The sequence below is a fragment of the Reichenbachiella carrageenanivorans genome, assembly GCF_025639805.1.
In the GTDB taxonomy this organism is placed as follows: domain Bacteria; phylum Bacteroidota; class Bacteroidia; order Cytophagales; family Cyclobacteriaceae; genus Reichenbachiella; species Reichenbachiella carrageenanivorans.
On sequence record NZ_CP106735.1, the window covers coordinates 2257530 to 2280812 of the forward strand.

18 protein-coding genes are annotated in these 23283 nt (G+C 41.1%); 9 read left to right on the forward strand and 9 right to left on the reverse strand.

Annotation, left to right across the window (positions count from 1 at the left end):
* Positions 1-64: 64 nt before the first annotated feature.
* From N7E81_RS09035 to tyrS, 3 genes are all read right to left on the reverse strand, one after another.
* Positions 65-640 (reverse strand): hypothetical protein, encoded by a 576-nt coding sequence (locus N7E81_RS09035; RefSeq protein WP_263052963.1) that lies wholly within the window; start codon positions 638-640, stop codon positions 65-67.
* Between the two features lie 155 nt (positions 641-795).
* Positions 796-2880, reverse strand: coding sequence for a thioredoxin domain-containing protein (locus N7E81_RS09040; protein ID WP_263052964.1), 2085 nt, complete (start codon positions 2878-2880; stop codon positions 796-798).
* A gap of 1 nt (position 2881) precedes the next feature.
* The gene (gene tyrS, locus N7E81_RS09045; RefSeq protein WP_263052965.1) at positions 2882-4171 is read right to left on the reverse strand and encodes a tyrosine--tRNA ligase; all 1290 of its coding nucleotides are present in this window, start codon (positions 4169-4171) and stop codon (positions 2882-2884) included.
* A gap of 236 nt (positions 4172-4407) precedes the next feature.
* Between tyrS and N7E81_RS09050 the strand changes: the two genes are divergently transcribed.
* The 4 genes from N7E81_RS09050 to N7E81_RS09065 all read left to right on the forward strand — a co-directional run bounded on the left by N7E81_RS09050 (position 4408) and on the right by N7E81_RS09065 (position 9522).
* A complete protein-coding gene (locus N7E81_RS09050; RefSeq protein WP_263052966.1) occupies positions 4408-5658 on the forward strand; it encodes a tetratricopeptide repeat protein in 1251 nt (416 codons plus the stop codon).
* 139 nt (positions 5659-5797) lie between these two features.
* Entirely contained in the window at positions 5798-6673 is an 876-nt protein-coding gene (locus N7E81_RS09055; protein WP_263052967.1) for a DMT family transporter, read from the forward strand.
* 283 nt (positions 6674-6956) lie between these two features.
* Complete coding sequence (locus N7E81_RS09060) at positions 6957-7907, forward strand: aldose 1-epimerase (RefSeq protein WP_263052968.1); 951 nt, start codon at positions 6957-6959, stop codon at positions 7905-7907.
* 1 nt (position 7908) lies between these two features.
* Positions 7909-9522: a sodium/sugar symporter gene (locus N7E81_RS09065; RefSeq protein WP_263052969.1), complete on the forward strand. Its 1614-nt coding sequence runs from the start codon at positions 7909-7911 to the stop codon at positions 9520-9522.
* A gap of 224 nt (positions 9523-9746) precedes the next feature.
* Here the strand turns inward: N7E81_RS09065 and N7E81_RS09070 are convergent, their stop codons facing one another.
* Together N7E81_RS09070 and N7E81_RS09075 are read right to left on the reverse strand one after the other, a co-directional pair.
* On the reverse strand, positions 9747-11336 hold the full coding sequence (locus tag N7E81_RS09070; protein ID WP_263052970.1) for a SulP family inorganic anion transporter: 1590 nt from the start codon (positions 11334-11336) through the stop codon (positions 9747-9749).
* A 79-nt stretch (positions 11337-11415) separates the two neighbouring features.
* Positions 11416-11748, reverse strand: a complete 333-nt coding sequence (locus N7E81_RS09075) for a hypothetical protein (protein WP_263052971.1) — start codon at positions 11746-11748, stop codon at positions 11416-11418.
* A gap of 271 nt (positions 11749-12019) precedes the next feature.
* Between N7E81_RS09075 and fabG the strand changes: the two genes are divergently transcribed.
* The gene (fabG, locus tag N7E81_RS09080; RefSeq protein ID WP_263053070.1) at positions 12020-12766 is read left to right on the forward strand and encodes a 3-oxoacyl-[acyl-carrier-protein] reductase; all 747 of its coding nucleotides are present in this window, start codon (positions 12020-12022) and stop codon (positions 12764-12766) included.
* Positions 12767-12964: 198 nt separating this feature from the next.
* A complete protein-coding gene (locus tag N7E81_RS09085; RefSeq protein WP_263052972.1) occupies positions 12965-15031 on the forward strand; it encodes a VWA domain-containing protein in 2067 nt (688 codons plus the stop codon).
* 80 nt (positions 15032-15111) lie between these two features.
* On the opposite strand, the gene N7E81_RS09090 is transcribed toward N7E81_RS09085, so the two are convergent.
* The 3 genes from N7E81_RS09090 to N7E81_RS09100 all read right to left on the reverse strand — a co-directional run bounded on the left by N7E81_RS09090 (position 15112) and on the right by N7E81_RS09100 (position 19003).
* The gene (locus N7E81_RS09090) at positions 15112-17673 is read right to left on the reverse strand and encodes an ATP-dependent Clp protease ATP-binding subunit (protein WP_263052973.1); all 2562 of its coding nucleotides are present in this window, start codon (positions 17671-17673) and stop codon (positions 15112-15114) included.
* A 101-nt stretch (positions 17674-17774) separates the two neighbouring features.
* Complete coding sequence (locus N7E81_RS09095) at positions 17775-18380, reverse strand: WbqC family protein (protein ID WP_263052974.1); 606 nt, start codon at positions 18378-18380, stop codon at positions 17775-17777.
* A complete protein-coding gene (locus N7E81_RS09100) occupies positions 18377-19003 on the reverse strand; it encodes an L-threonylcarbamoyladenylate synthase (RefSeq protein WP_263052975.1) in 627 nt (208 codons plus the stop codon). The genes N7E81_RS09095 and N7E81_RS09100 overlap by 4 nt, the downstream gene beginning before the upstream one ends.
* Positions 19004-19193: 190 nt before the next feature.
* Here N7E81_RS09100 and mltG point away from each other — a divergent pair, with 190 nt between their 5' ends.
* Both mltG and N7E81_RS09110 read left to right on the forward strand, forming a co-directional pair.
* The gene (gene mltG, locus N7E81_RS09105; RefSeq protein ID WP_263052976.1) at positions 19194-20231 is read left to right on the forward strand and encodes an endolytic transglycosylase MltG; all 1038 of its coding nucleotides are present in this window, start codon (positions 19194-19196) and stop codon (positions 20229-20231) included.
* Positions 20231-20563 (forward strand): MGMT family protein, encoded by a 333-nt coding sequence (locus tag N7E81_RS09110; protein ID WP_263052977.1) that lies wholly within the window; start codon positions 20231-20233, stop codon positions 20561-20563. Before mltG ends, N7E81_RS09110 begins: the two co-directional genes overlap by 1 nt.
* Here N7E81_RS09110 and N7E81_RS09115 read toward each other — a convergent pair.
* Positions 20558-21991 carry a sodium:solute symporter gene (locus tag N7E81_RS09115; protein WP_263052978.1) on the reverse strand — a complete coding sequence of 478 codons (1434 nt, stop codon included), beginning with the start codon at positions 21989-21991 and terminating at the stop codon, positions 20558-20560. The two genes, N7E81_RS09110 and N7E81_RS09115, sit on opposite strands and share 6 nt — an antisense overlap.
* Positions 21992-22138: 147 nt before the next feature.
* On the opposite strand from N7E81_RS09115, the gene N7E81_RS09120 reads away from it, so the two are divergent.
* On the forward strand, positions 22139-23254 hold the full coding sequence (locus N7E81_RS09120) for a fatty acid desaturase family protein (RefSeq protein ID WP_263052979.1): 1116 nt from the start codon (positions 22139-22141) through the stop codon (positions 23252-23254).
* Positions 23255-23283 lie beyond the last annotated feature (29 nt).

Below are 23283 nucleotides of genomic sequence, written 5' to 3' on the forward strand. Positions count from 1 at the left end.
CTTGATGATTCAGGCTGGGTTTTATTTTGAATAGACTGTAAAACAGTGAAAAAATGCTTTAGTGTTATTCAGTCTGTAGTACGTTGTAGTGCTCAAAGAGTCTAATCAAATCTGGTTTGTTTGTAAGATCTAGATGGTTGTCTTTGATGTAAGACAGCAGCTCTTTTTGATAGGGGGCACTGAGCTGTTTGATAAGTTCTTTTTTATCTGTGCTGAGTGAATACACCTGCCCATCTACCAAAAGGAAAAAGGGAGGGTATATAGACTCGTCGTAGGAGCTAAACTGTAAACCCTCTCTATAAAGTAATGTGGAACTAGTCCCCTCTGATAATATCTTAAATAAGTATTGCTTGTTATTCAGGCCAAACGAACCAGAAAAGTATAGCTCCATGTTGCCAGTAGCCTCATCGAATACGGCTACTTTTTCTAGCTGACTAGGAGGGTAGTGAGTGATGTCTTTGCCAGATCTAAGGATGGCATCGTCGTAATCTAGATTTACATCCGTATCTCCAAAGATCATCAGTCCGTTGCTGATTATGTATTCTGATTTTTCGTTGCCACTGACAATGTCCATATCTGGGTGTGCGCTGAGCAATAATGATAAGGTGCTGAAAAGGGAAGAAAGTAAAGCAGTTTTCATGAGCTAGTTGAATAGTTACACTCAAAAAGACATAAATATCCGTCCGCAATTGTACCGCAACCCTTAGTTTAATGATTTCATAAACGGATCGAAGCTTCTGGTTTCTTTGGGGTTACTTTGGATTAACCATTCGATAACTTTGACCTTCTCGAGGATTATTCCAATTGGCTCAAAGCCTTTTTTACTTCCTCTGTTGGTAATAGACAAGACTTGTTTTCGCAGACGTAGATCAGCGTTTTTCCAGTGGCTAATTTGCCTTTCAGTAGAGCCAACTCACCTTCTGTTTGACCACCTAACATGATTTTGTTAGGGATGTATTTTTGAGCTATGGCCATTTTTTTGGTGTGTGACTCAGTTCCCACTATTGCTATCTCGAAATGTTGCTGCCCCATCAAACCATAGAGTCTTGACCAGTTGCTGTAGTAGGCTGGGTTGGCTACAATATCCTTCTCCATATTGGCTACCATCTGAATAGCACGATCAAGGTCTTTTTGGTTGTAATAAAACTGACCTAGGAGGTAAAGGGCTTCTGTCATGGCTGAGTTAGACGCAGGAATCACATTGTCCGACAGTTCCATTTTTCTAGCGATCAATTTTTCATCTTCATCCGAAGTATAAAAGTACATTTTTGTTTTTTCGTCAGAAAAGTGTGCGTCTACATAAGTTTTGAGTTTGTAGGCTTCTGTTAGCCAGCTTTCGTCAAATGTAGCCTCATACAGTTTGGTGAAAGCCAAAATGGTAAAAGCGTAATCATCTAAAAAACCACTAATTGTAGACTGACCATTTTTATGATTTCGAAGCAATTGACCAGATGGTTGGATTTGCTTGTCTTTGATGAATTGGGCGGTTTCTAGCGCATCAGCAAGATAATTCTCGTCCTGTAGTGCAAAATAAGCATCTACCAGACCGATCATCATCAGCCCATTCCATGAGGTGAGAATTTTGTCGTCTAGCGCAGGTCGAATTCGCCTATCGCGCACTTTCATTAATTGCGTTTTACTGTCCTCTATTTGTTGCTTTACTTCTGTGTTTGACAAGTCGTATTTATTGGCCAGATCAGCTATAGATTCTTTGCGTTCGAGAATGTTGTGTCCTTCGAAGTTGCCATGTTTTGAAACTCCGTAGTGCTTCTTGAATAGCGCTGCTGCACCACCCAGAGTTTGGTCAATTTCTTCTTCTGACCAGACGTAAAACTTGCCTTCTTCACCTTCACTATCAGCATCCAAAGAGGAATAATATCCGCCCGACGGGTCAGATAGCTCGCGGTTACAAAACGTGATAGTTTCTCTGACAGCCTGTGCGTATTTGTCATCTCCATAGACCTGATAAGCATGGCTGTACAGACTGATGAGTTGCGCATTGTCGTAGAGCATTTTTTCAAAGTGAGGGACTGTCCAGGTCTCATCTACAGCGTATCGGGCAAATCCACCGCCCAAGTGATCGTAGATACCCCCATTGGCCATGCCATCGAGTGTTGTTTTAATGCCAGATGCTAGGTCTTCGTTAGGCAGGTAGTAATGTTGTGTCAGCAAAAAATCATAGATAGTAGGCATCGGAAACTTAGGAGCGCCTTGTCTGCCACCATATTGTTTGTCTATGGTTTCTATGATTTGGTTGCCTGCCGAGGCATACAACGCAGAGTCGAATGGTGCCCCAGTTTCATTGAGCTCAGGTACTTCGAGTTGGTTTATGCCTTCTGTGATTTTTTCTGCTTGCTCTAGCATTTTGCCAGGCTGCGTACGGTACATCTCTGCAAAATAGTCCACCACTTTGCCCCAGTTTTCTTTTGGAAAATAAGTGCCTGCAAAAACTGGTCTGCCGTCAGGCAAAGCGATCACATTGAGCGGCCAGCCACCTTGGCCAGTCATGAGCTGCGCGGCAGTCATATATATCTGGTCGATGTCTGGGCGCTCTTCTCTATCCACTTTGATGGACAAGAAGTTGGCGTTCATTTTGGCTGCGATAGTAGAGTCTTCAAACGATTCATGCTCCATGACATGACACCAGTGGCAAGCAGCATACCCGATGCTAATGATCATGAGCTTGTCTTCTCGTTGTGCTAGATCCAATGCTTCTGGTCCCCAAGGAAACCAGTCTACTGGATTGTGCGCATGCTGCAAAAGATAAGGACTTGTTTCAGATATTAAATGGTTAGTATGTGGGTGTTTTTTTTCCATGTTTTGCGTGCAAGCGTAAGTGGATAATACAATGATTAATACCGAAACAAGTCCTGTTCTCATATCAGTCTGCTACTGTGATAAGGAAGTAGTTTTTCTTGCCTTTTTGAGCCAATAGGTATTTGTCGTTGAGCAATTTGAAATCTACATTTTGATTCTCACTGTCAAGTTTTATCTTATTGATGCTCACACCGCCACCTTTGATCATTCGTCGTGCTTCGCCTTTAGATGGGAATACGATGCCATTGCTGTCTTCAGATAACAAGTCGGTCACATTTTGTGAATTGGCAAAAGTGCTTTTTGAAATCGTAGTCTGAGGCACCCCTTCGAATACAGACAAGAACGTATCTTCGTCTAGTGATTCTAGATCCTCTGTGGTAGACTTACCAAACAGAATGCCCGACGCTTTGATTGCCATGTTGTAGTCTTCTTCTGAGTGTACTCGGATGGTCACATCTCTACCGAGTTCTTGCTGGAGCTTACGCTCATGCGGCGCTTCGAGGTGTTCCGCAATGAGTGCGTCTATTTCTTCCTTGGTCTTCAATGTGAAAATTTTGATATAGTTGATCGCGTCCTCATCTGAGGCATTTAACCAATATTGGTAAAATTTATATGGCGAAGTCAATTTTTTATCGAGCCACACATTGCCTCCTTCGGTTTTGCCAAATTTGGTACCATCGGCTTTTTTGATGAGTGGTGTAGTGATCGCCCATGCTTCACCTTGACCTTTTCTTCGGATTAGTTCTGTACCCGTTACAATATTGCCCCACTGGTCAGAGCCCCCTAGTTGTACTTTACAATTTTTGTTGTTGTACAGCCAGTGGAAATCGTACCCTTGGATCATCTGGTAGCAAAATTCGGTGAAAGATAGTCCGAATTCCATGCGTTGTTTCACAGATTCTTTTGATAACATGTAGTTGACAGTGATGTGCTTGCCTACATCTCTGATGAAGTCCAAGAAATTAAAATCTTTGAACCAGTCGTAGTTGTTGACCATTTCAGCAGAATTTTCACCGCAGTCGAAGTCGAGAAACTTCTCCAGTTGCTTTTGGATACCAGCTACATTGTGGCTGAGTATATCTTCAGACAGGAGGTTTCGTTCGGCAGATTTGCCAGAGGGATCACCTACCATGCCTGTGGCCCCTCCTACGAGCGCATAAGGCTTGTGCCCAGATTTTTGAAAATGAACCAAGGTCATAATCTGAACCAAACTGCCAATATGAAGCGAGTCGGCCGTAGGATCAAATCCAATATATGCAGAGGTCATTTCTTTATTTAGCTGCTCTTGTACGCCGGGCATCATGTCGTGTATCATGCCCCTCCATTTCAATTCTTCAACAAAATCCTTAGTCATTGTAATCTGTGTATTTTTCAATAAGAGGGCAAAGATAGAGCGTTCAGCTTTTTTTGATGAGGCTTCTTATAATATTCCATAAAAATAAATTTACAACTCATTTTTTGTAAATTGACGAAAGGAATGATTCATTGCTTTCAAAACCAAAGAATCATTCCTGTTTTGGTTTTATCTGTTAGGAGAAGGTATGAGCTGGAACGATGATGAAGCAAATTTGAATGATTGACACTGCTACTATGAGAATGCAAAAGACACACCTATGGCTATGGATGTTTATTATTGCTTTTACTCACGAAGGTTTTTCTCAAAATCAAGATCTAAATGCCAGCCCGGCAGAACGAAGGCAGATCGCAGACGACTATTATAATAGAGGTAATCGTGCAGGTAAGCGAGGACAATTCTCTTTGGCTGTACTGTATTATGATAGTGCTATCAGACTTGTGGGAAGTTCTACAGAGTATTTTTTTGCACGAGGTCAGGCCAAGGAATTGGCTGGTAATGACATAGGCGCACTTACAGACTTTGAGGCCGCACTAAGAGTAAATTCGGAGAATTATACCGCCATGTTTAAACGGGCGCTTATCTACCACAAGCAAAAAAACTATAAACAAGCGGCACAGGATTTTACCTTTTTGATCAATAATGTAGATGTTTTTGAGACTAAAGCAATCGTATTTAAAGGTGCTTCTTTCGATGAAAAAGGGGAGGCTAGCTTTTCTGGAGTAGCTACGATCAGCGATATGAAAGCGGATGTGTATTTGGCTCGCGCACTGACCTACGAAGCTATGGGGTTTAATACACCCACCCGGTTGGATTTTGATAAGGCCATCGAATTGAATAATCATGATCCAAACTATTACGTACAGCGTGGTCTATTCAGGCTAAATAATGATGACAAAGCAGGAGCTGAGGCCGATTTTAGGAATGCTTTGGAGATAGATCAGTATCATCGGTTGGCATTATACAACCTGAGCTTTTTGGTAGATGCAGAAGAAAAGGATGAGATCGATAAAATCCTTTATGGCGTGGGTGATTTTGCTATGGCTTATTCTCGTCGCGCTTTCGAAAATTATCAAAAGGGAAAGTATGAAGCAGCATTGCTCGACTACGATTCAGCACTTATGATCAAAGGTGATAATGCCAATGATCTGATGAATCGTGGTATGGTAAAAGCTAAACTCGGCAGATACAAAGGAGCCATCAAGGATTTTGAAAGTTCGGTCTATGCCGACAATACGCTTACACGCAATTTCGTACTGATCGGAAACTCCTATCAAGAACTGTACAACTACTCGCAAGCAGTAATCTACTATCAGCGGTATCTTAGGTCTGAGTCAGGCGATGGAGTCGTATACTACAATATGGGGCTTGCCTATATGAAAGCAGCTAAGGACAATGAAGCATGTGGAGCTCTGCGAAAAGCCTATGAATTAGGTGAGGAGCGAGCTGAACCTGCTTTGGAAAAAGTCTGCTTTAGCTTGGAGTAGGAGTCAGTAGCCAATCTCACACTTGATGGTATGCAGAAAACGGAATGTTTATATTCGGTCGTTAGATTTATGTCCATCTTTGTGCGTCATTATCAGCCCATTTTAAAAAATTGTCTCATAATATCATTTGATAGTATTTATGTCCAAATCAAACGCTCATTTCTTACAACTTTTTGCAGCTATAGTCATTATGAGCTCGTCAGGTACATTAGCCAGATCATTGGTTATCTCTGCGGAGTTGGCCATTTGGGTGCGATGCGTGTTTGGAGCGGTGGTTTTGTTTGGAATTATTAAATGGTTGAAGTTGCCACTTGGAGTAGGAAAAGGTACGCCGCTAAAGATGGTTGTGATCAGTACCATTTTGATGACTATTCATTGGGTGACTTATTTTTATGCCCTTTATTTTTCTAGCGTAGCCGTAGGTATGTTGTCTTTATTTACCTATCCTGTCATGACTGCGCTGCTAGAGCCACTTATCGTAAAGTCTAAGTTCAATTTGGGAGATTTGATTTTGGCAATTATCGCATTTCTTGGTTTATACTTTTTGGTTCCTGAGTTTGATTTGGATAATCAAGTGACACAAGGCGTACTGCTTGGGCTGTTATCTGCCTTTACTTATTCGCTTCGCAATCTTATTTTGAAATTATATGTAAAAGACCATTCTGGTATTACTCTTATGTTTATGCAATTGTCGGGTGTGGCACTTTTGCTTAGCCCAGTTGTTTTCTTTCATGGGATAGCTCATAGCTTTGTGGGTATTGCAAACGACTGGATTCCATTAGTTCTTTTGGGAGTGGTCACCACTGCCTTGGGACATACGGTATTTGTTATGTCATTCAAGAATTTTTCCATTACTACAGTGAGTATTTTAAGTACACTTACTCCTCTGATTGGCATTGGACTAGGAATGTTGTTTTTGAATGAGTACCCTGAGGGTGAAATTTGGATTGGAGCAGGCTTAATTTCTGTTGCCGTTGTTGCAGAATCATTAAAATCCATGAGGAGTTCTGGGTAGATCATTTGGATGATTTTTTTGTTTTGACATTCTCTCCTTTATTTTATTAAACGTAAAAGTTACATTTAATAAAAAATCTGCTATCTTGCTCATTAGTCAAAAAGGGCAAGTGTAGAAAAACTGTTTTTTTGAGTTGGATTGTAGTTCATATTATCAAGCGGATTTTGAAATAAGCTTGTTTTTTGTGAGTTTAGCCATCCCCCCGAAATGATTGAAATAAATCTCCCCCCATTTTGAAATATATCTAATCCCATTGTCAGGGTGAATTGGCAAATATTGCGTAGTGTATAAAGTTCAAAGACATCAGATAGGTAGATTCGATGCGGTTAGGTTGGTTAATGAATTGACTCACGAATACTTGGAAATACTCACCAGTTTTGGTGCGGGTATCAACGATTTCGTTATTAAAAATGAAAAAGGACAATTAGTATCTGTGATCGAAGGATACCGTACGGAAAAAGAAGTAATTCATGATCATCATACGGCATTCAAAGGATCTAAACTGTCTCCATTTCCAAACCGTATTCCAGAAGGAAAATTCACCTTTGATGGCAAGAAATATCAGCTGCCAGTCAATGAAGTCGCGACGAACAATCAACTGCATGCCATGCTGCACTGTAGACCATTTGATATAGTCAGAGAAGTTGGCGACGAAAACGGGGCTGAGCTCGTTCTAACGTATGATTATAAAGGTACGGATCAGGGATACCCCTTTCCATACTTGCTAACGATCACTTATAAACTAGATGCGTCTGGTGTAAGCGTGACTACAGCTCTTGAAAATAAGGCAGATACCACTATGCCGATAGGTGATGGCTGGCACCCTTACTTTCGGTTTGAAAACCTAAACCTAGTCGAATTACAAATGGGAGCTGCAGAGCGACTTTCGTCGAATGTAGGCAATGCTTTGTCTGGAGAGCATGGCTACAAAGTGGCCAAAATAATAGGAGAGGAGTCTTTAGATGATTGTTTTGAGGTCAATCAAGAGGAAAAATTCAGCTTGCAACTGAAAGACTCATCCAATGGGATAGCCTTAGAAATTTGGCAAGAAAGCAAAGAGAATCAGTATAGATATTTACAAATATACACACCTCCTACCCGCCAATCTATTGCGGTGGAGCCGGTGTCGTGTGTACCCAATGCCTTCAATACAGGGCATGGACTTATTGTACTAAAACCAAACGAGAAGGTGTCGATGAGTTTTGGCATCAAAAACATACTACTAAATATATAATATGAATTTTTCGACCTTAGATTTTATCATTTTCGCAGCCTATTGTGCGGTTATCCTAGGCGTAGGCTTATTCGTGTCTCGAGACAAAGAGGGACATGAAAAAAATTCCGAAGATTACTTTTTGGCGGGAAAATCCCTTCCATGGTGGGCCATTGGCGCCTCTCTGATCGCAGCCAATATTTCTGCTGAGCAGTTTATCGGAATGTCGGGTTCGGGATTTGCCCTTGGTCTGGCCATTGCTTCATACGAATGGATGGCAGCTATTACGCTGATTATCGTTGGTAAGTATTTCTTGCCCATTTTCATCGAAAAGGGATTGTATACTATTCCTGAGTTTGTGGAAAAGCGATTCAGTACCAATCTGAAAACAATATTGGCTGTCTTTTGGATCGCCTTGTATGTATTTGTTAACCTTAGTTCAGTGTTGTACCTCGGTTCATTGGCTCTTGAAACAATCATGGGGATCCCGATGATGTATGGTGTCTTGGGTTTGAGTTTGTTTGCCGCAGCTTATTCGCTATATGGAGGTTTGTCAGCTGTAGCTTGGACAGACGTAATTCAGGTAGTGTTTCTAGTTTTAGGAGGACTGGTTACGACATATTTGGCGCTAGATGTAGTGTCGGATGGAGCCGGCATGATGGCAGGATTTAATCACCTAATTAAAGCAGCTCCAGATAGTTTTCACATGATTTTGGATAAATCGAATCCAGAGTATCAGAACTTGCCAGGAATTTGGGTATTGGTAGGAGGCCTGTGGGTAGCTAATATATACTACTGGGGTTTCAATCAGTACATTATCCAAAGAACACTTGCGGCAAAATCGCTCGAAGAGTCTCAAAAAGGAATTGTCCTTGCGGCAGGTTTGAAATTACTCATTCCATTTATTGTGGTAATACCGGGTATCGCAGCCTATGTAATGGTCAACGATCCGGAGATCATGGCGAGATTGGGAGAAGCAGGTCAGCTGCACATACCAGGAGCGGGGTCTTCAGATAAGGCATATCCTTGGTTGTTGCAATTGTTGCCTACAGGGTTGAAAGGTGTGGCATTTGCTGCTCTGACAGCGGCTGTAGTATCGTCATTGGCTTCTATGCTCAACTCTACCTCAACCATTTTTACAATGGATATATATAAGCAGTATATCAATAAAAATGCTACCGAAAAACAATTGGTATCCACAGGTAGGTTGACAGCAGCTGCTGCACTTGTGATCGCGTGTGTGATGGCGCCGTTGTTGGGTGGTATAGATCAGGCATTTCAGTTTATTCAAGAATATACAGGTATCGTGAGTCCAGGTATTTTGGCGGTGTTCTTATTGGGCTTGTTTTGGAAAAAGACAACCAACCAAGCGGCGATTTGGGGAGCCGTACTCTCTGTGCCGATTGCCATAGCCTTTAAGTTTGTGCCAGGCATGCCGTTTATGAATCAAATGGGATTGACTGCAGTAGCTACTATGGTTGTAATTGCAATTATTAGCCAGATTACTGGTGGAGGAGCCGATGATCCCAAAGGAATTGATTTGAATAGTGGAGTATTTAAAACTAGTCCTACGTTTAACATCTCAGCTTTTGCGATCTGCATCATTACTGCTGTACTGTATGCGTTGTTCTGGTAAGTAGGGATTATGAAAACATTTGAAAGGCCTCCTAGATTGAAATTTAGGAGGCTTTTTTTGTGTATGGCGATTAGTTTAAGTGTGTTATAGATGATAGGCCTATCCAAACGCTAGATAAGAGTATCTAATGCTTTTAGCCGCTTGATTCAGAGTAAGAAGAAATAAAAAAGGTCAACCCATATAGCGATGGATTGACCTTTATGAAGTTTATAATAAGAGGAGGCTTATTTCACCACTTCTTCTAGCTCTTCTACAGCGTCTTGTTCGATTTGATTTTTGAACCCAATCAATTCAAGTTTAATATTCTTGGATTTGGCATTGATTTTATAATCTTCAATAAGCTCTAATACATCCCAATGGATGTCCTTGGATCGAGTCGCATCGATGATTACATGAGAGTTTTCAGGAAGTAGACCAAAGGTTTTAATAAACCCAGCTTTGTTGAGGAAACTCACATCTTCAGACAATTCTATTCTGATAGGTTCTCCTTCTTTTACCTGATTTGGATCGAAGTGATATGGCGTTTTGAAGTTATTCCATAGGATAAATACAGCTGCTACAGCTAGTCCGAGACCGATACCCGTAAGCAGGTCTGAGAATACGATCGCTACGATAGTCACCATAAAGGAGTAAAACTGCGATGACCCGGTTTTATACATGGCCTTGAAGATAGAAGGTTTTACTAATTTGTATCCTACTACAAGCAGTACCGCAGCCAAACTTGCCAATGGAATGAGGTTGAGTACATGGGGGATCGCTATTACACAGAGCAAGAGCATTAAACCATGGAAAAATGCTGAAGCTCTGGTTTTACCTCCAGATTGTATGTTGGCAGATGTTCTTACGATCACCTGAGTGATAGGTAACCCACCGATCAAGCCAGAAACCGAGTTGCCAATACCTTGTGCAATAAGCTCTCGGTTGGTAGGTGTAATCCGACGTTCAGGATCCATTTTGTCAGCAGCTTCTACACTCAGCAGTGTTTCTATACTGGCTATGATGGCTATTGTGAATGCGACTACGTAAGTTTTATGCTCTGCAAGCATAGCAAAATTAGGAGTGGTGAATTGACCGAAAAACTCACCCATCGATTGAGTAACGGGGATATTCACTACATGATCTCCATGTAAAGAAAGAAATTCATTGCCTTCGAAGAGTACATTCAAACCAATGCCTGCTCCGACGGCTACGAGTGGACCATTGATGATTTTTGTGAAACTCAATTTTTTCATAAAAGGGAGATCCCAAATCAATATAAGTGCGAGCCCTACAATACTGATCACCATTGCGCCAGGGGTGATGTTTTCCCAAGCATAAAACAATTCTGAAAAAGTATTGTGTCCATCAGGTTGGAAAAAGTCCATATCACCTTCGTGATCTAAATCATAGCCAAAAGCATGGGGGATTTGTTTGAGGATAATGATCACACCGATACCAGAAAGCATACCTTTGATGACGGAAGAGGGGAGGTAATAGGCAAAGACACCAGTTTTGAATACTCCTAGAAGTACTTGAATAATGCCTGCGATGACTACTGCTGTAAGGAAATTTTCGAAACTGCCCATGTCGCCAATGGCTGTGAGTACAATGACTGCAAGTCCTGCAGCTGGCCCACTTACTCCGAGTTGGGATTGGCTGATCAGCGCGACGACAATACCACCTACAATACCGGCAATGATACCTGAAAACAAAGGCGCTCCCGACGCCAATGCAATTCCTAAACAAAGTGGAACGGCAACTAAAAAAACGACCAAACTGGCCGGCAGATCACTTCCTATGTGATCAAAAAATCCATTTTTTTCTGTATTCTTCATGATGCAAAAATGTAAAACTAGGCTTGACTGCCTATTTGATTCAAATGACTATTAAAGTATGTGGGGTACAAGGTGGCCGTTAGCTGGCTATAGTCATGTGATCTGGCGGGGGAGTAATTACGGGAAGGTAGCGTTGCTGAAAGAGGGGAATAAACCTCATCGTATTGCCAAGGTTTTTGAAGACAAAAGCTAAGTTGTCTGCCTGATATATGTCGTATTGGAGACTTTCTTTGTGCTCCTTGTTCTCTTTTTTTTCTTCACTAGATGATTGGCCGTCCATATCAGCTTCTTCCATATTGGCTTTTTGGCGGAGCGTATTATAGTCGGGGAGTACAGCAGAAATCACAAAACTGATCGTCATAAGAATGACCAGCGCATGGGTTGCAGCTTTTGTGAATTTCGTTTTGTTCATATTTTTTGTTGCCCAAGATCATATTGGCCTTCGGTAAATTTCAGTCTTTTTTACTGATATTCAAACAAAATAGTTGCGTTATGTTACTGTTATCTGATTGAGTGTATAGATGGGTTGTGAAAAGTTATCATGAAATGACAAATTTTTGCACTTGCTACACGTTCTGTTTCGTGAGAACCACAATAAATTCATGGCTCGTAAGGCAGGTTTAGCGAAAGCGATTACTTTTGAGGCTTTAATGAAATCTAACGAGATACAAATCAAATCAAACATGGGTTTATTACAAGGAAAAACTGCTTTGGTGACAGGTGCTTCTAAAGGTATCGGTCGAGCCATTGCGATGAAATATGCCGAACAAGGCGCTAATGTGGCATTCACTTACTTGTCTAGTGTAGAAAGAGGTGAGGCTTTAGTAAAAGAGCTTGAAGCCAAAGGCGTACAGGCCAAAGGATACCGTTCGGATGCCTCTGAGTATGCAGCAGCAGAGGAGTTGATCAATAACGTAGTAGCGGACTTTGGGAGCCTAGATATTTTAGTAAACAATGCTGGAATCACTAAGGATAACCTACTCATGAGAATGACGGAAGAAATGTGGGACGATGTGATCAACGTTAACCTAAAATCATGTTTTAATACAGTGAAATGCGCGACTCGTACGTTTATGAAACAGAAATCTGGGTCGATCATCAATATTACCTCTGTAGTGGGTGTGAAAGGCAATGCTGGTCAGGCCAATTATGCAGCTTCTAAGGCGGGTATTATTGGTTTTACTAAATCGGTGGCCTTGGAACTTGGATCTAGAAATATCAGATGTAATGCTGTAGCTCCAGGGTTTATCGAAACGGAAATGACCGAAGTACTCGATGAGAAAACAGTGCAAGGTTGGAGAGATGCTATTCCGATGAAGCGTGGCGGTCAACCAGATGAAGTGGCAGATTGCTGCGTATTCCTTGGATCGGATCAGTCTACTTATATATCGGGTCAGGTGATTCAGGTCGATGGAGCTATGTTGACCTAAATTCAAAATAAATCTAGTCGGATCGCTCGCTATTTGGTCGAGTGATCCGTTCTGGTAAGTGTGGTATTATCGGATATCCTGTCGTCTGAAATGAATTGCTTTGAAGCAAAAGATATAAAGATCACGCTCCTTTTCTTTTCCATGCCCAATCACTATCTTCATTTTTTCGTTATTACACTTTCATCATAAGTTGAAAAATTGCCAGATTTAATCATTGAACAATCAGTTTGGTATATCCCGCTTTGCTTGCTTCTGGCTGCAGGTATTTCCTATTTGGTTTACACCAAGAAAGCACCTTGGGGTCGTGTCACCAATGGTCTATTGGCTGGCTTAAGGTTCGTTTTAATTTTCCTGCTTGCTTTATTGTTGTTGAACCCACTACTCAATCAGTTGGTGCAAGAAGTAGAGCAACCCTCTTTTGTAATTGCAGTGGACAATTCGGAGTCTATGGTGCAAGGGGAAGATTCTTTAGCTATAAAGAATTTGATGACCTCTGTAGAACAATTACGAAGCAGATTAGCCTCTAGGCAGTTTGTCGTAGATATACATACGCTTAATGCCAAAGGTGTAGCGCCAAATGCTATCATATTTGATCAAAAGACAACCAATCTAGATCGTTGGTTGAGGGATATACAATCGGACTACGAAGGTAAGAACCTTGGAGGAGTCTATTTGATTTCTGATGGTAAATACAATCAAGGCACGTCACCCGCTTATTATCCTTATAATTACAAGGTTTTTGCTTTAGGTGCTGGAGATACTACGCAGCAGCAGGACTTAGTATTGCAAAATGTACTCTACAATAAAATTGCTTATCAAGGCAATAGATTTCCCGTAGTGGTAGAGATAGTCAATCACGGCTATGCTAATCAAAAGGCTCGATTGGAAATCCGAAGCAATGGAAAAGTGCTTGCCCAGAAAGAGGTGAAATTTAAAACCAAAGAAGGCTTGACAGCTGTTGAATTGGAAGTGGATGCAGGCGAAAAAGGTATGCAGCAGTTGGATTTGAGGTTGCAAGTGCTGGAAGATGAGGCCACTACTTCTAACAATTTCAGAAGGATATTTGTAGATGTAGTAGATGGTAAGCAGAAGATATTGTTAGTAGCACCCACACCGCACCCAGACATCAAGATGCTGGCAGCCGTAATCGAAAAAAACCAAAACTATGAATTGACGATTTATGTGCCAGGACTTACCGAACCCAAAACGGAGAAGTACGATCTCGTTATTGCTCATCAGGCCTATAGCCGATATGCTAAAGCTAATGATGCAGTAAAGGATCAACGAAAAAAAGGTGTCCCTGTGCTAATGATCTTTGGAGAACGATCTAATGTTTTGGTGGCGAGTCGAACAGAAGAATTATTTACATTAAAGCAAAAAGGGGCAAAGAGAGACTTGATTTTTGGAGCCGTCAATGATGACTTTTCTTTGTTCTCTATGTCAGATGATATACGGACCAATTTTAGAAACTATCCGCCAGTGAGTGTGCCATATGGCGATGTCCTATTGCCAGCCAACGCTGAAGTACTACTATATCAGCGAGTGGGGAGTATACAAACCGACAAGCCACTGATGTACCTGAACGAACAAAACGGAGTGAAGTCAGCCTTCTTATTAGCTGAAGGGTTTTGGAAGTGGCGAATGCAGGAAATTGCTACTACCGATGCGTCTGATTCGTTCGATGATCTGTTTCTTAAAACCATTCAATATTTGAGTACCAAAGTGGATAAGAGGAAATTCAAGTTCTACCCTTCTAGTAATACCTATTTTGAGAATGAAACGGTGAGTTTTCATGCTGAAATTTATAACCAAATTTATGAGCGAATATATGGGTTGCAGATAGGTGTGACTATTGCAGATGAAAGAGGAATGGTGAAAGAATACAATTTTACGCCAAGTTCTACCTATTCTAGGTTAGAGATATCCAGCCTGGTGCCAGGCCTTTATAGTTATAAAGCGAAGGTTGATTTGAATGGAAAGTCTGAGGTGGTTCGTGGTAAGTTTTCCATCAAAGAATTACAGCTGGAGACACTAGATCAAGTGGCCGATTTTGATTTGCTACGGCAATTGGCTCACCATACCGAAGGAAGGTTTTACACCAGTATGGATCAGCTTTTGGCTGACGTGGATCATGCCGAACTTAAGGGAGTCATTCATACTCAGGAGGATATTTTTCCTGTCATTCATCTCAAGTGGATATTATTTGTCTTACTTACTTTGGCAACTGTTGAATGGTTTATACGGAAGTATAATGGAGGGTATTGATCTCATTCTGAAAATGGTGTGGACACAAAAAAGGTCAGGATTTAAATCCTGACCTTTTTTGTGTCTATCAATGGAGGAAATTATTCCTCTTCTTTTTTCTCCTTTTTTGAGGATTTTTTCTTCTTTATCGAGATAGATAAGACTTCGTCCTTGTCTTTGTGATCCGCTATGAGGGTTTCCCCTTCGGTCAATTCACCTTTTAGGATCTCTTCAGCAACTGGATCTTCCAAGTACTTTTGAATTGCTCTGTTGAGTGGTCTCGCTCCATACTGAGCATCATAACCTTTTTCAGACAAGAAGTCCTTAGCGCTATCAGTCAATTCGATGTTGTATCCAAGGTCTATGATTCTACTCAATAGTTTATCCAAGATGATATCGATGATTTTGTGAATATGCTCTCTTTCTAAAGAGTTGAAAGTGATCACATCATCTAAACGATTCAAAAACTCAGGGCTAAATGTTTTCTTCAAAGCACTTTGGATGGTAGATTTCATCACCTCATCCAAATTGTCCTTCTTGTTTTTGTTCATAAAGCCGATACCCGCACCGAAGTCTTTCAAATCACGAACCCCAATGTTGGACGTCATGATAATAATCGTGTTGCGAAAATCTACTTTGCGCCCCAAACCATCAGTTAAGATACCATCGTCGAGTACTTGAAGCAGGATGTTGAATACATCAGGATGAGCTTTTTCTATTTCATCCAATAACACTACACTGTAAGGTTTTCTTCTAACCTTTTCGGTCAATTGTCCACCCTCTTCGTAACCTACGTATCCTGGAGGTGCTCCTACAAGTCTTGATACTGAAAATTTCTCCATATACTCACTCATGTCGATTCTTACAATGGAGTCCTCCTTGTCGAATAAGTATTGAGAAAGTACTTTGGCCAACTCTGTTTTACCTACACCAGTAGGGCCTAGGAATACGAATGAACCAATTGGCTTTTTAGGGTCTTTTAGTCCTACACGTGTTCTTTGAATGGCTCTTGCCAATTTGTCGATCACTTCGTCTTGTCCAATGATCTTTTTCTTTAGATCATCTTTCATTCCGAGTAGTTTATTACTCTCTTTTTGAGCCACTCGCTTGGCAGGTACTCCAGTCATCATGGCGATTACTTCTGCCACATTTTCCTCGTCTACCGTGTATCGTTGAGATTTGGTCTCTTCTTCCCATTTGGCTTTGGCCAATTCCAACTGCTCGATGAGTTTCTTTTCTTTGTCTCTTAGTTGTGCTGCTTCTTCGTACTTCTGGCTTTTTACCACCTGATTTTTTTGCACCTTGATGTCTTCGATAGATTCCTCTAAGCTTACAATTTCGTCAGGCACATAGATGTTGTTGATGTGCACTCTGGAGCCAGCTTCGTCCATTACATCTATGGCCTTGTCAGGCAAAAATCTATCACTAATGTAGCGGTCTGATAATTTCACACAAGCTTCGATAGCCTCTTCCGTATAGTTTACGTTGTGGTGACTCTCGTATTTATCTTTGATGTTATGTAGAATTTGTTTGGTTTCCTCTACTGTAGTGGCATCTACCATTACAATCTGGAATCTACGTGCGAGCGCACCATCTTTTTCTATATACTGTCTGTATTCATCTAATGTAGTGGCTCCGATGCATTGGATTTCTCCACGTGCAAGCGCTGGCTTAAACATGTTGGACGCATCGAGAGAGCCGGAAGCCCCTCCTGCACCTACAATCGTATGCAACTCATCAATGAATAGAATCACTTCTGGAGATTTTTCAATCTCATTCATCACAGCTTTCATGCGTTCTTCGAACTGGCCTCTGTATTTGGTGCCAGCTACTAATGAAGCTAAATCTAGCGTAACGACTCTTTTGCCAAAGAGTACACGCGATACTTTTTTCTGAATGATACGAAGAGCTAAGCCCTCTGCAATCGCAGTTTTACCTACGCCAGGTTCTCCAATGAGAATTGGGTTGTTTTTCTTTCTCCTGCTGAGTACTTGAGCTACACGTTCTATTTCTTTATCACGACCCACTATCGGATCTAGCGCATCGTCTTCTGCCATTTTAGTCAGGTCGCGACCAAAATTATCAAGCACAGGAGTTCTTGATTTATCGCCACCTTTAGCGGTTTCCTTACTTGACGAAGCTCCGCCTCCAGCACCACTGCCTGAACCAAAGAGTCTAGAAGAGTCTTCGTCTGGTTCGTCAGTATCTGACGAGCCCATGGGATGTTCTGTTTGGTATTCGAGTAGTTCTTTTACTACATCATAGGCTACGTCAAATTTGTCTAAAATTTGCGTACCGATATTGTCCTCATCCCTCAATATAGAAAGCAGCAAATGTTCAGTGCCAATTAAATGGCTTTTGAATATTTTAGCTTCTAGATATGTGATTTTTAAAACCTTTTCTGACTGTCGAGTCAAAGGTATATTAGCCAAATTTTTGACGTTATTGGTAGCCGACCCTTTTGTGGCCTTTTCTATCGAAGCTCTTAGTTCGTCCAAAGACACTCCTAATTTTTTCAATAAGCTTACCGCTACACCTTCTCCTTCGCGGATCATTCCTAAGATCAAATGCTCAGTCCCGATGTAATCATGACCCAGTCTCAATGCCTCTTCTCTACTGAGAGAAATGACTTCCTTTACCCTATTTGAAAACTTTGCTTCCATACGCTACTTTGTGTGTAGTAAAAATAAATTTTAATCTCCTAAAATCTAAACATAAAACATAAAACGAGAGAATTAATTCATTCGTTTTGAAACTTTAAATTTTACAAGTATTTGTCCGCATCCGGCCCAACACAGCTGAGCAAATCCAGTATGCTGAGGTTAGTAGCAAATTTACTACCAAACAATTGTTGATACGGGATTGGGGTGTGATACGCTCTGTAAATATAATCTGATTTGGGATGGATCACTGAACGAACGTCTTCCGTTTCGTTGAACGGGTCTTTTTCGTAGGTGGATGTGTATTTTATCTCGGTGTCAATATGGAGTATTTTGAGACAGAATGTCAGAATCTCATTATTAAGTACTAAAAGGGAGTCGTGTTTGGTGAAAAGGATTTTGTGTAAATAAGGTTCGTAATACTCAAAAAAAGGGGATTTGTTATACGCTGATATGATTGCTCTCCAATGATTGTTGAGCCATTTTTGACTGTAGTCAATTTTAATCTCATCCATTGGGATTTTTTTATTGCCACCTATCATAGGAATGGCTAAGGGTAGTATTCTATCCGAACCTAGTATATAGCAGCGATTGCGATAGGTTTGTTTAGTAAAATGCTCCTTGGTTTCTATCCAAACTTCATTTCGGTTTTTGAGCAGGCTGAAATATTCTAAGCAAGGAAAATACTGGCTTTCGATTAATGTCTTCATAGATAATCATCCAAATTACCAAGTCCTTCTCTAATGAGTTCGGGTTCGTCGCCAGTGCAGTCTACTACTGTACTGGCTGTTATTTCACCATATCCGCCATCAATCACAATATCTACTAGTCCGTTATATTTCTCGAAGATTAATTCTGGGTCGGTAGAATATTCGAGTACTTCGTCGTCATCATGGATAGATGTGGTGATGATTGGATTGCCTAGGCTTTTTACGATGTCTCGTGGAATATTATTGTTAGGCACTCTGATGCCGACCGTTTTTTTAGAGGCATTGAGCAATTTCGGAACCTTGTTGCTGGCATTGAGAATAAATGTAAATGGGCCAGGGAGTGCTTTTTTCATTAGTTTGAAAACTGGGTTGGGCAGCGAACGAGCATACTCTGCAATATGACTCAAATCGTAGCAGATAAAGGAAAAATTGGCCTTGCCCTTGATTTGCTTTATTCGCTTGATTTTATCAATGGCTTTGCCATTGATAATGCTACATCCTAATCCGTAGACGGTATCCGTAGGGTATATAATTACGCCACCATCTCGAAGTGTTTTCGCAATGGCGTCTATTTTTTGAGGGTCAGGGTTCTCTTCGTAGAGTTTGATGAATTGTGTATCCATGATTTGACATTAAAATTAAAACAATTGGCGGATAAAGGAGAGTAGAGAAGAGTAAGATTGAGTAAATCAAAGTTGGTCTGGGATTTTAGTTTTTATGCGTGCCAGTTATTAGTACTCGGAATGCTAAGAATGAGTAAGAATAAATTTAGCTCTTAGGGATCAAATGACGAGTTTCTATATTTTTGCCGCGATGGATAAAAAGAAAATAGTTTTAGGTTCGGTGATTGTGGCATTTTCTATGATGCTTTCTTCATTTGGTTTTTATTTCTGGCAGATGATTTATTCGCCTAATTTTTTGGTGGAACAAGAAGCCAAACCATTGTTGATTCATACAGGGTCTGTATTCAAGGATGTGCAGAATCAGATGTACGATGGACGGTATGTGAACGATTTGGTTTCGTTTAGTTTTTTGTCCAAGATGATGGACTATGATCAATTAGTGAAGCCAGGGTTGTACTTGATAGAACCAGGGATGACTAATGTACAGGTCATTAGACTGCTTAGGGCTGGTGCACAGACCGAAGTGAATGTAACGTTCAATAATGCCCGATTGCTTTCTGACTTACCAGAAAAGATCACTAGAAATTTAGAAATGACCGAAGAGCAGTTAGCAAGGTTGATCCTCAGCGATTCTGTGCAACAGGCCTACGGATTTGATAGTCTGTCTTTTATAGGAATGTTTGTCCCCAATACTTATAAGATGTTCTGGAACATTGCGCCTCAAGATTTGTTGGACAGGCTAAAGAGGGAATATGATCGATTTTGGTCGGCCGAAAGATTAGCGAAAGCAGCTGCCTTAGGTTTGTCGCCAAAGGAAGTCTCGTCGTTGGCTGCTATCGTACAAGCCGAAACCATCAAATCGGATGAGCGCCCAGTAGTAGCGGGGGTTTATCTCAATCGCCTCAAAAGAGGATACCCATTGCAGGCAGATCCTACATTAGTGTTTGCAGCGCAGGATTTTACGATCAAAAGAGTATTAAACAAGCATAAAAAATTGGATTCGCCTTACAATACTTATATGTATCAAGGGTTGCCGCCTGGGCCTATAAATATGCCGAGCATTACATCGATAGATGCGGTACTCAATTACAGCGAACACAAGTATTTGTATTTCTGTGCAAAGGAAGACTTTTCTGGTTATCACAATTTTGCAACGAATTTGATTGATCACAATAGGAATGCGGAAAAGTATCAGCGCGCCCTAAACAAGGCAGGATTATATAAGTAATGAAGGAGCACTCTTTCTTCAGTGATGTTTATGAGGTGGTCAAGCTGATTCCTGCTGGTCGAGTGACGAACTATGGTGCGATAGGCAAATACTTAGGCTCAGGTCTCAGTGCGCGTATGGTAGGGTGGGCTATGAATGCCGCTCATGGTCAATTTGATGTGCCTGCGCATCGGGTGGTGAACAGCCAGGGTTTACTGACTGGGAAAATGCACTTCGCCACGCCTACGGCTATGCAAGAAAAGCTGGAAGCAGAAGGTTTGACCGTTGTCAAAGACAAAATTCAAAATTTTAAAGAGCACTTTTGGGATCCCGCACTTGAACTAGAACTATGATTTTTTAATCAGTGCCGAGAGACCGATAAAGGTGAAAAGCCCATTGACCAAAAGGAGTTCGAATCCGAATTGATAACCTCCCAATAGCTGAACGGAATATTCATTGATCAGATAGGAGAGGATAGGTGCTGCTATACAGACAATTGGTACCCACTGGTCGTTTACTTGTCTTTTTGTGAATAATCCAAAGGCATAAAGCCCCAAGAGTGGGCCGTATGTGTAGCCTGCAACTTTGAATACAGCATTGATTACACTGTCGTCATTGATCGCTTCGAACAGGAGGATGACTAGAAATATGAGTGCTGAAAACCCAAAATGTACGAGCATTCTGCTCTTGCTGTCGCTTTTGCTTGGATCTTTGCTTAGAAAATCAATATAGAAAGAGGTTGTAAGAGCTGTGAGTGCAGAATCTGCGCTGGAATAGGCCGCAGCGGTGACGCCTAATAAAAAGACAATTCCGCCAAGGATACCAAAATGATTCATGGCCAAATAAGGATATAACCCATCGGTGGTTTGAGTCAGGTCTATTTGATTGATGTCTACAAAATGGTAGAGCAAAACACCTAAGGCAAGAAATAACAAATTGGCAAAAATAAGTACGATGCTAAACCAGAATACATTTTTTTGCGCATCGCCAAGAGACTTGCAGGTTAGATTTTTTTGCATCATATCTTGATCCAAACCAGTCATGACGATAGCAATGAAGGCACCCGCAAAAAACTGTTTAAAGAAATTTCTAGGTGCTTGCCAATCCCAAATGAAAGTGTCGGATAGCTCGCTCGATTGAATGACCCCAAGTAAATCCGAAAATGATAGGTTCATTTGTGAGCTAATAATGGATATACTAATGCCTACTGCGAGTAGCATAAACAAAGTTTGTAGTGTATCGGTCCATACGATGGTCTTGATACCGCCTTTGAAAGTATAGAGCCAGATGAGGGCGATAGTTACAAATACAGATACTGAAAACGGGATATTGAAGGCATCGAAAAAAGCAATTTGCAAAACGGTGGCAACTAGAAACAATCGAAATGATGCGCCGATGACTCTGGAAATGAGAAAGAAAAAAGCTCCTGTTTTATAGGCGTTTTTTCCAAACCTTGAATCCAGATATTGATAGATCGAGATCAGGTTCATTTTGTAATACAAAGGGAGTAGCACAGTGGCTATTACGAAATAGCCCAGTAGATAGCCCAGTACCATCTGAAAGTACGCCCAATGGCTATTCCCGACCTCCCCAGGTACGGAAATGAAAGTAACGCCTGAGAGCGAAGCTCCGATCATCCCAAAAGCTACTAGATACCAAGGTGACTGTCGATTGGCGGTAAAAAAAGACTCTGCGTCAGTGTTTTTAGAAGTGAAGTGTGCGATGGTCATGAGTAGGATGAAATACCCAGCAATGACAGAAAATACCAAAATAGGACTCATATGGTCGTTTGTCTTTTTATTGTGACAAACATACTGATTCTTGTCATAGGAACTTATTAGGTGCAAGAAGCAATCTTAGGTTTATTGGCTTTATATTGCGGGTTGGTTTCAGCGGAGGACTGGGCTGCACAAGTAATAACTAAGAATATGAGCGAAGTAGGGAATATTTATTTCAACAATGAGGACGCAAAATCCAAGGAATTTGCGAAGGTGTTGAATGGGCGAGTGAATGATTACTTTAAGGCCAAGGGCATTTCTAAATATGGCAATCTAGAAATGTATATCAAGACTGTTTTTATGCTTTGTTTGTTTTTCGTGCCTTTTGGCTGCTTAGTTTATTTTGAGCCAAGGGGTATTTTGGCTATAGCACTTTCGATCCTTATGGGGTTGGGAATGGCAGGTGTTGGGCTGGGAGTTATGCATGATGGTATACATGGTGCTTATTCTTCTAAACAATGGGTGAACAAATTATTGGGCTATACTTTGAACCTAGTAGGAGGACTGTCTATCAACTGGAAGATTCAGCACAACATCAAACACCATACCTATACCAATATAGAGGATCATGATGAAGACATTGAACCAAAAGCTATACTTCGATTTCACCCAGCCACTAAACTGAAGCCTGTACACAAGTATCAGTACATCTATGCTTGGGTATTTTATGCGTTAGGCACATTTTTTTGGGTGACTTTCAAGGACTTTGCCAAAATCACCAGATATACCAAAGAAGGCTTGTTGGCCAAAAATACTAATAGCGTGGCTAAAGAGTACGCAATATTGATTTTCACGAAAGTATTTTATTATAGCTATGTCATTGGTTTGCCAGTGATGTTTACTACTTACACAGGAGGAGAGATATTTTTAGGCTTTTTTGTGATGCATCTTGCAGCAGGTACTGCGCTTGGTTTTATATTCCAGCCAGCACATTTGCTCGAAGAAGTAGAGTACCCTCAGCCTGATGAAAATGGCAATGTACCTTATTCTAGGTTTGTACATCAGCTCTACACTTCAGTGAATTTTGCTAATAAAAACAAATGGGTGACTTGGTACGCTGGAGGGCTCAATTTTCAGGTAGAGCATCATTTGTATCCTCATATTTGCCATGTGCACTATCACGCCATTGCACCCATAGTGAAAGAAACTGCCGCAGAGTACAATATTCCTTATCACGCTAAGGAAGGTTTTTTCGAAACACTAAGAGAGCATACCAATATGCTCAAGTGGCTCGGTACAGCTGATAGTGAGTTGGTAAAAGCCTAATGAGTATGGGGTGTGCCACGCTTTAAACA

Bases quoted from the DNA above. Each gene is read 5' to 3' on its own strand.
- N7E81_RS09070 (WP_263052970.1), bottom strand. From the start codon at position 11,336: ATGAAGAATACAGAAAAAAATGGATTTTTTGATCACATAGGAAGTGAT.
- N7E81_RS09115 (WP_263052978.1), bottom strand. From the start codon at position 21,991: ATGAGTCCTATTTTGGTATTTTCTGTCATTGCTGGGTATTTCATCCTA.
- N7E81_RS09075 (WP_263052971.1), bottom strand. From the start codon at position 11,748: ATGAACAAAACGAAATTCACAAAAGCTGCAACCCATGCGCTGGTCATT.
- N7E81_RS09110 (WP_263052977.1), top strand. From the start codon at position 20,231: ATGAAGGAGCACTCTTTCTTCAGTGATGTTTATGAGGTGGTCAAGCTG.
- N7E81_RS09095 (WP_263052974.1), bottom strand. From the start codon at position 18,380: ATGAAGACATTAATCGAAAGCCAGTATTTTCCTTGCTTAGAATATTTC.
- N7E81_RS09055 (WP_263052967.1), top strand. From the start codon at position 5,798: ATGTCCAAATCAAACGCTCATTTCTTACAACTTTTTGCAGCTATAGTC.
- N7E81_RS09035 (WP_263052963.1), bottom strand. From the start codon at position 640: ATGAAAACTGCTTTACTTTCTTCCCTTTTCAGCACCTTATCATTATTG.
- N7E81_RS09040 (WP_263052964.1), bottom strand. From the start codon at position 2,880: ATGAGAACAGGACTTGTTTCGGTATTAATCATTGTATTATCCACTTAC.
- N7E81_RS09065 (WP_263052969.1), top strand. From the start codon at position 7,909: ATGAATTTTTCGACCTTAGATTTTATCATTTTCGCAGCCTATTGTGCG.
- N7E81_RS09120 (WP_263052979.1), top strand. From the start codon at position 22,139: ATGAGCGAAGTAGGGAATATTTATTTCAACAATGAGGACGCAAAATCC.
- N7E81_RS09050 (WP_263052966.1), top strand. From the start codon at position 4,408: ATGAGAATGCAAAAGACACACCTATGGCTATGGATGTTTATTATTGCT.
- N7E81_RS09090 (WP_263052973.1), bottom strand. From the start codon at position 17,673: ATGGAAGCAAAGTTTTCAAATAGGGTAAAGGAAGTCATTTCTCTCAGT.
- tyrS (WP_263052965.1), bottom strand. From the start codon at position 4,171: ATGACTAAGGATTTTGTTGAAGAATTGAAATGGAGGGGCATGATACAC.
- mltG (WP_263052976.1), top strand. From the start codon at position 19,194: ATGGATAAAAAGAAAATAGTTTTAGGTTCGGTGATTGTGGCATTTTCT.
- fabG (WP_263053070.1), top strand. From the start codon at position 12,020: ATGGGTTTATTACAAGGAAAAACTGCTTTGGTGACAGGTGCTTCTAAA.
- N7E81_RS09100 (WP_263052975.1), bottom strand. From the start codon at position 19,003: ATGGATACACAATTCATCAAACTCTACGAAGAGAACCCTGACCCTCAA.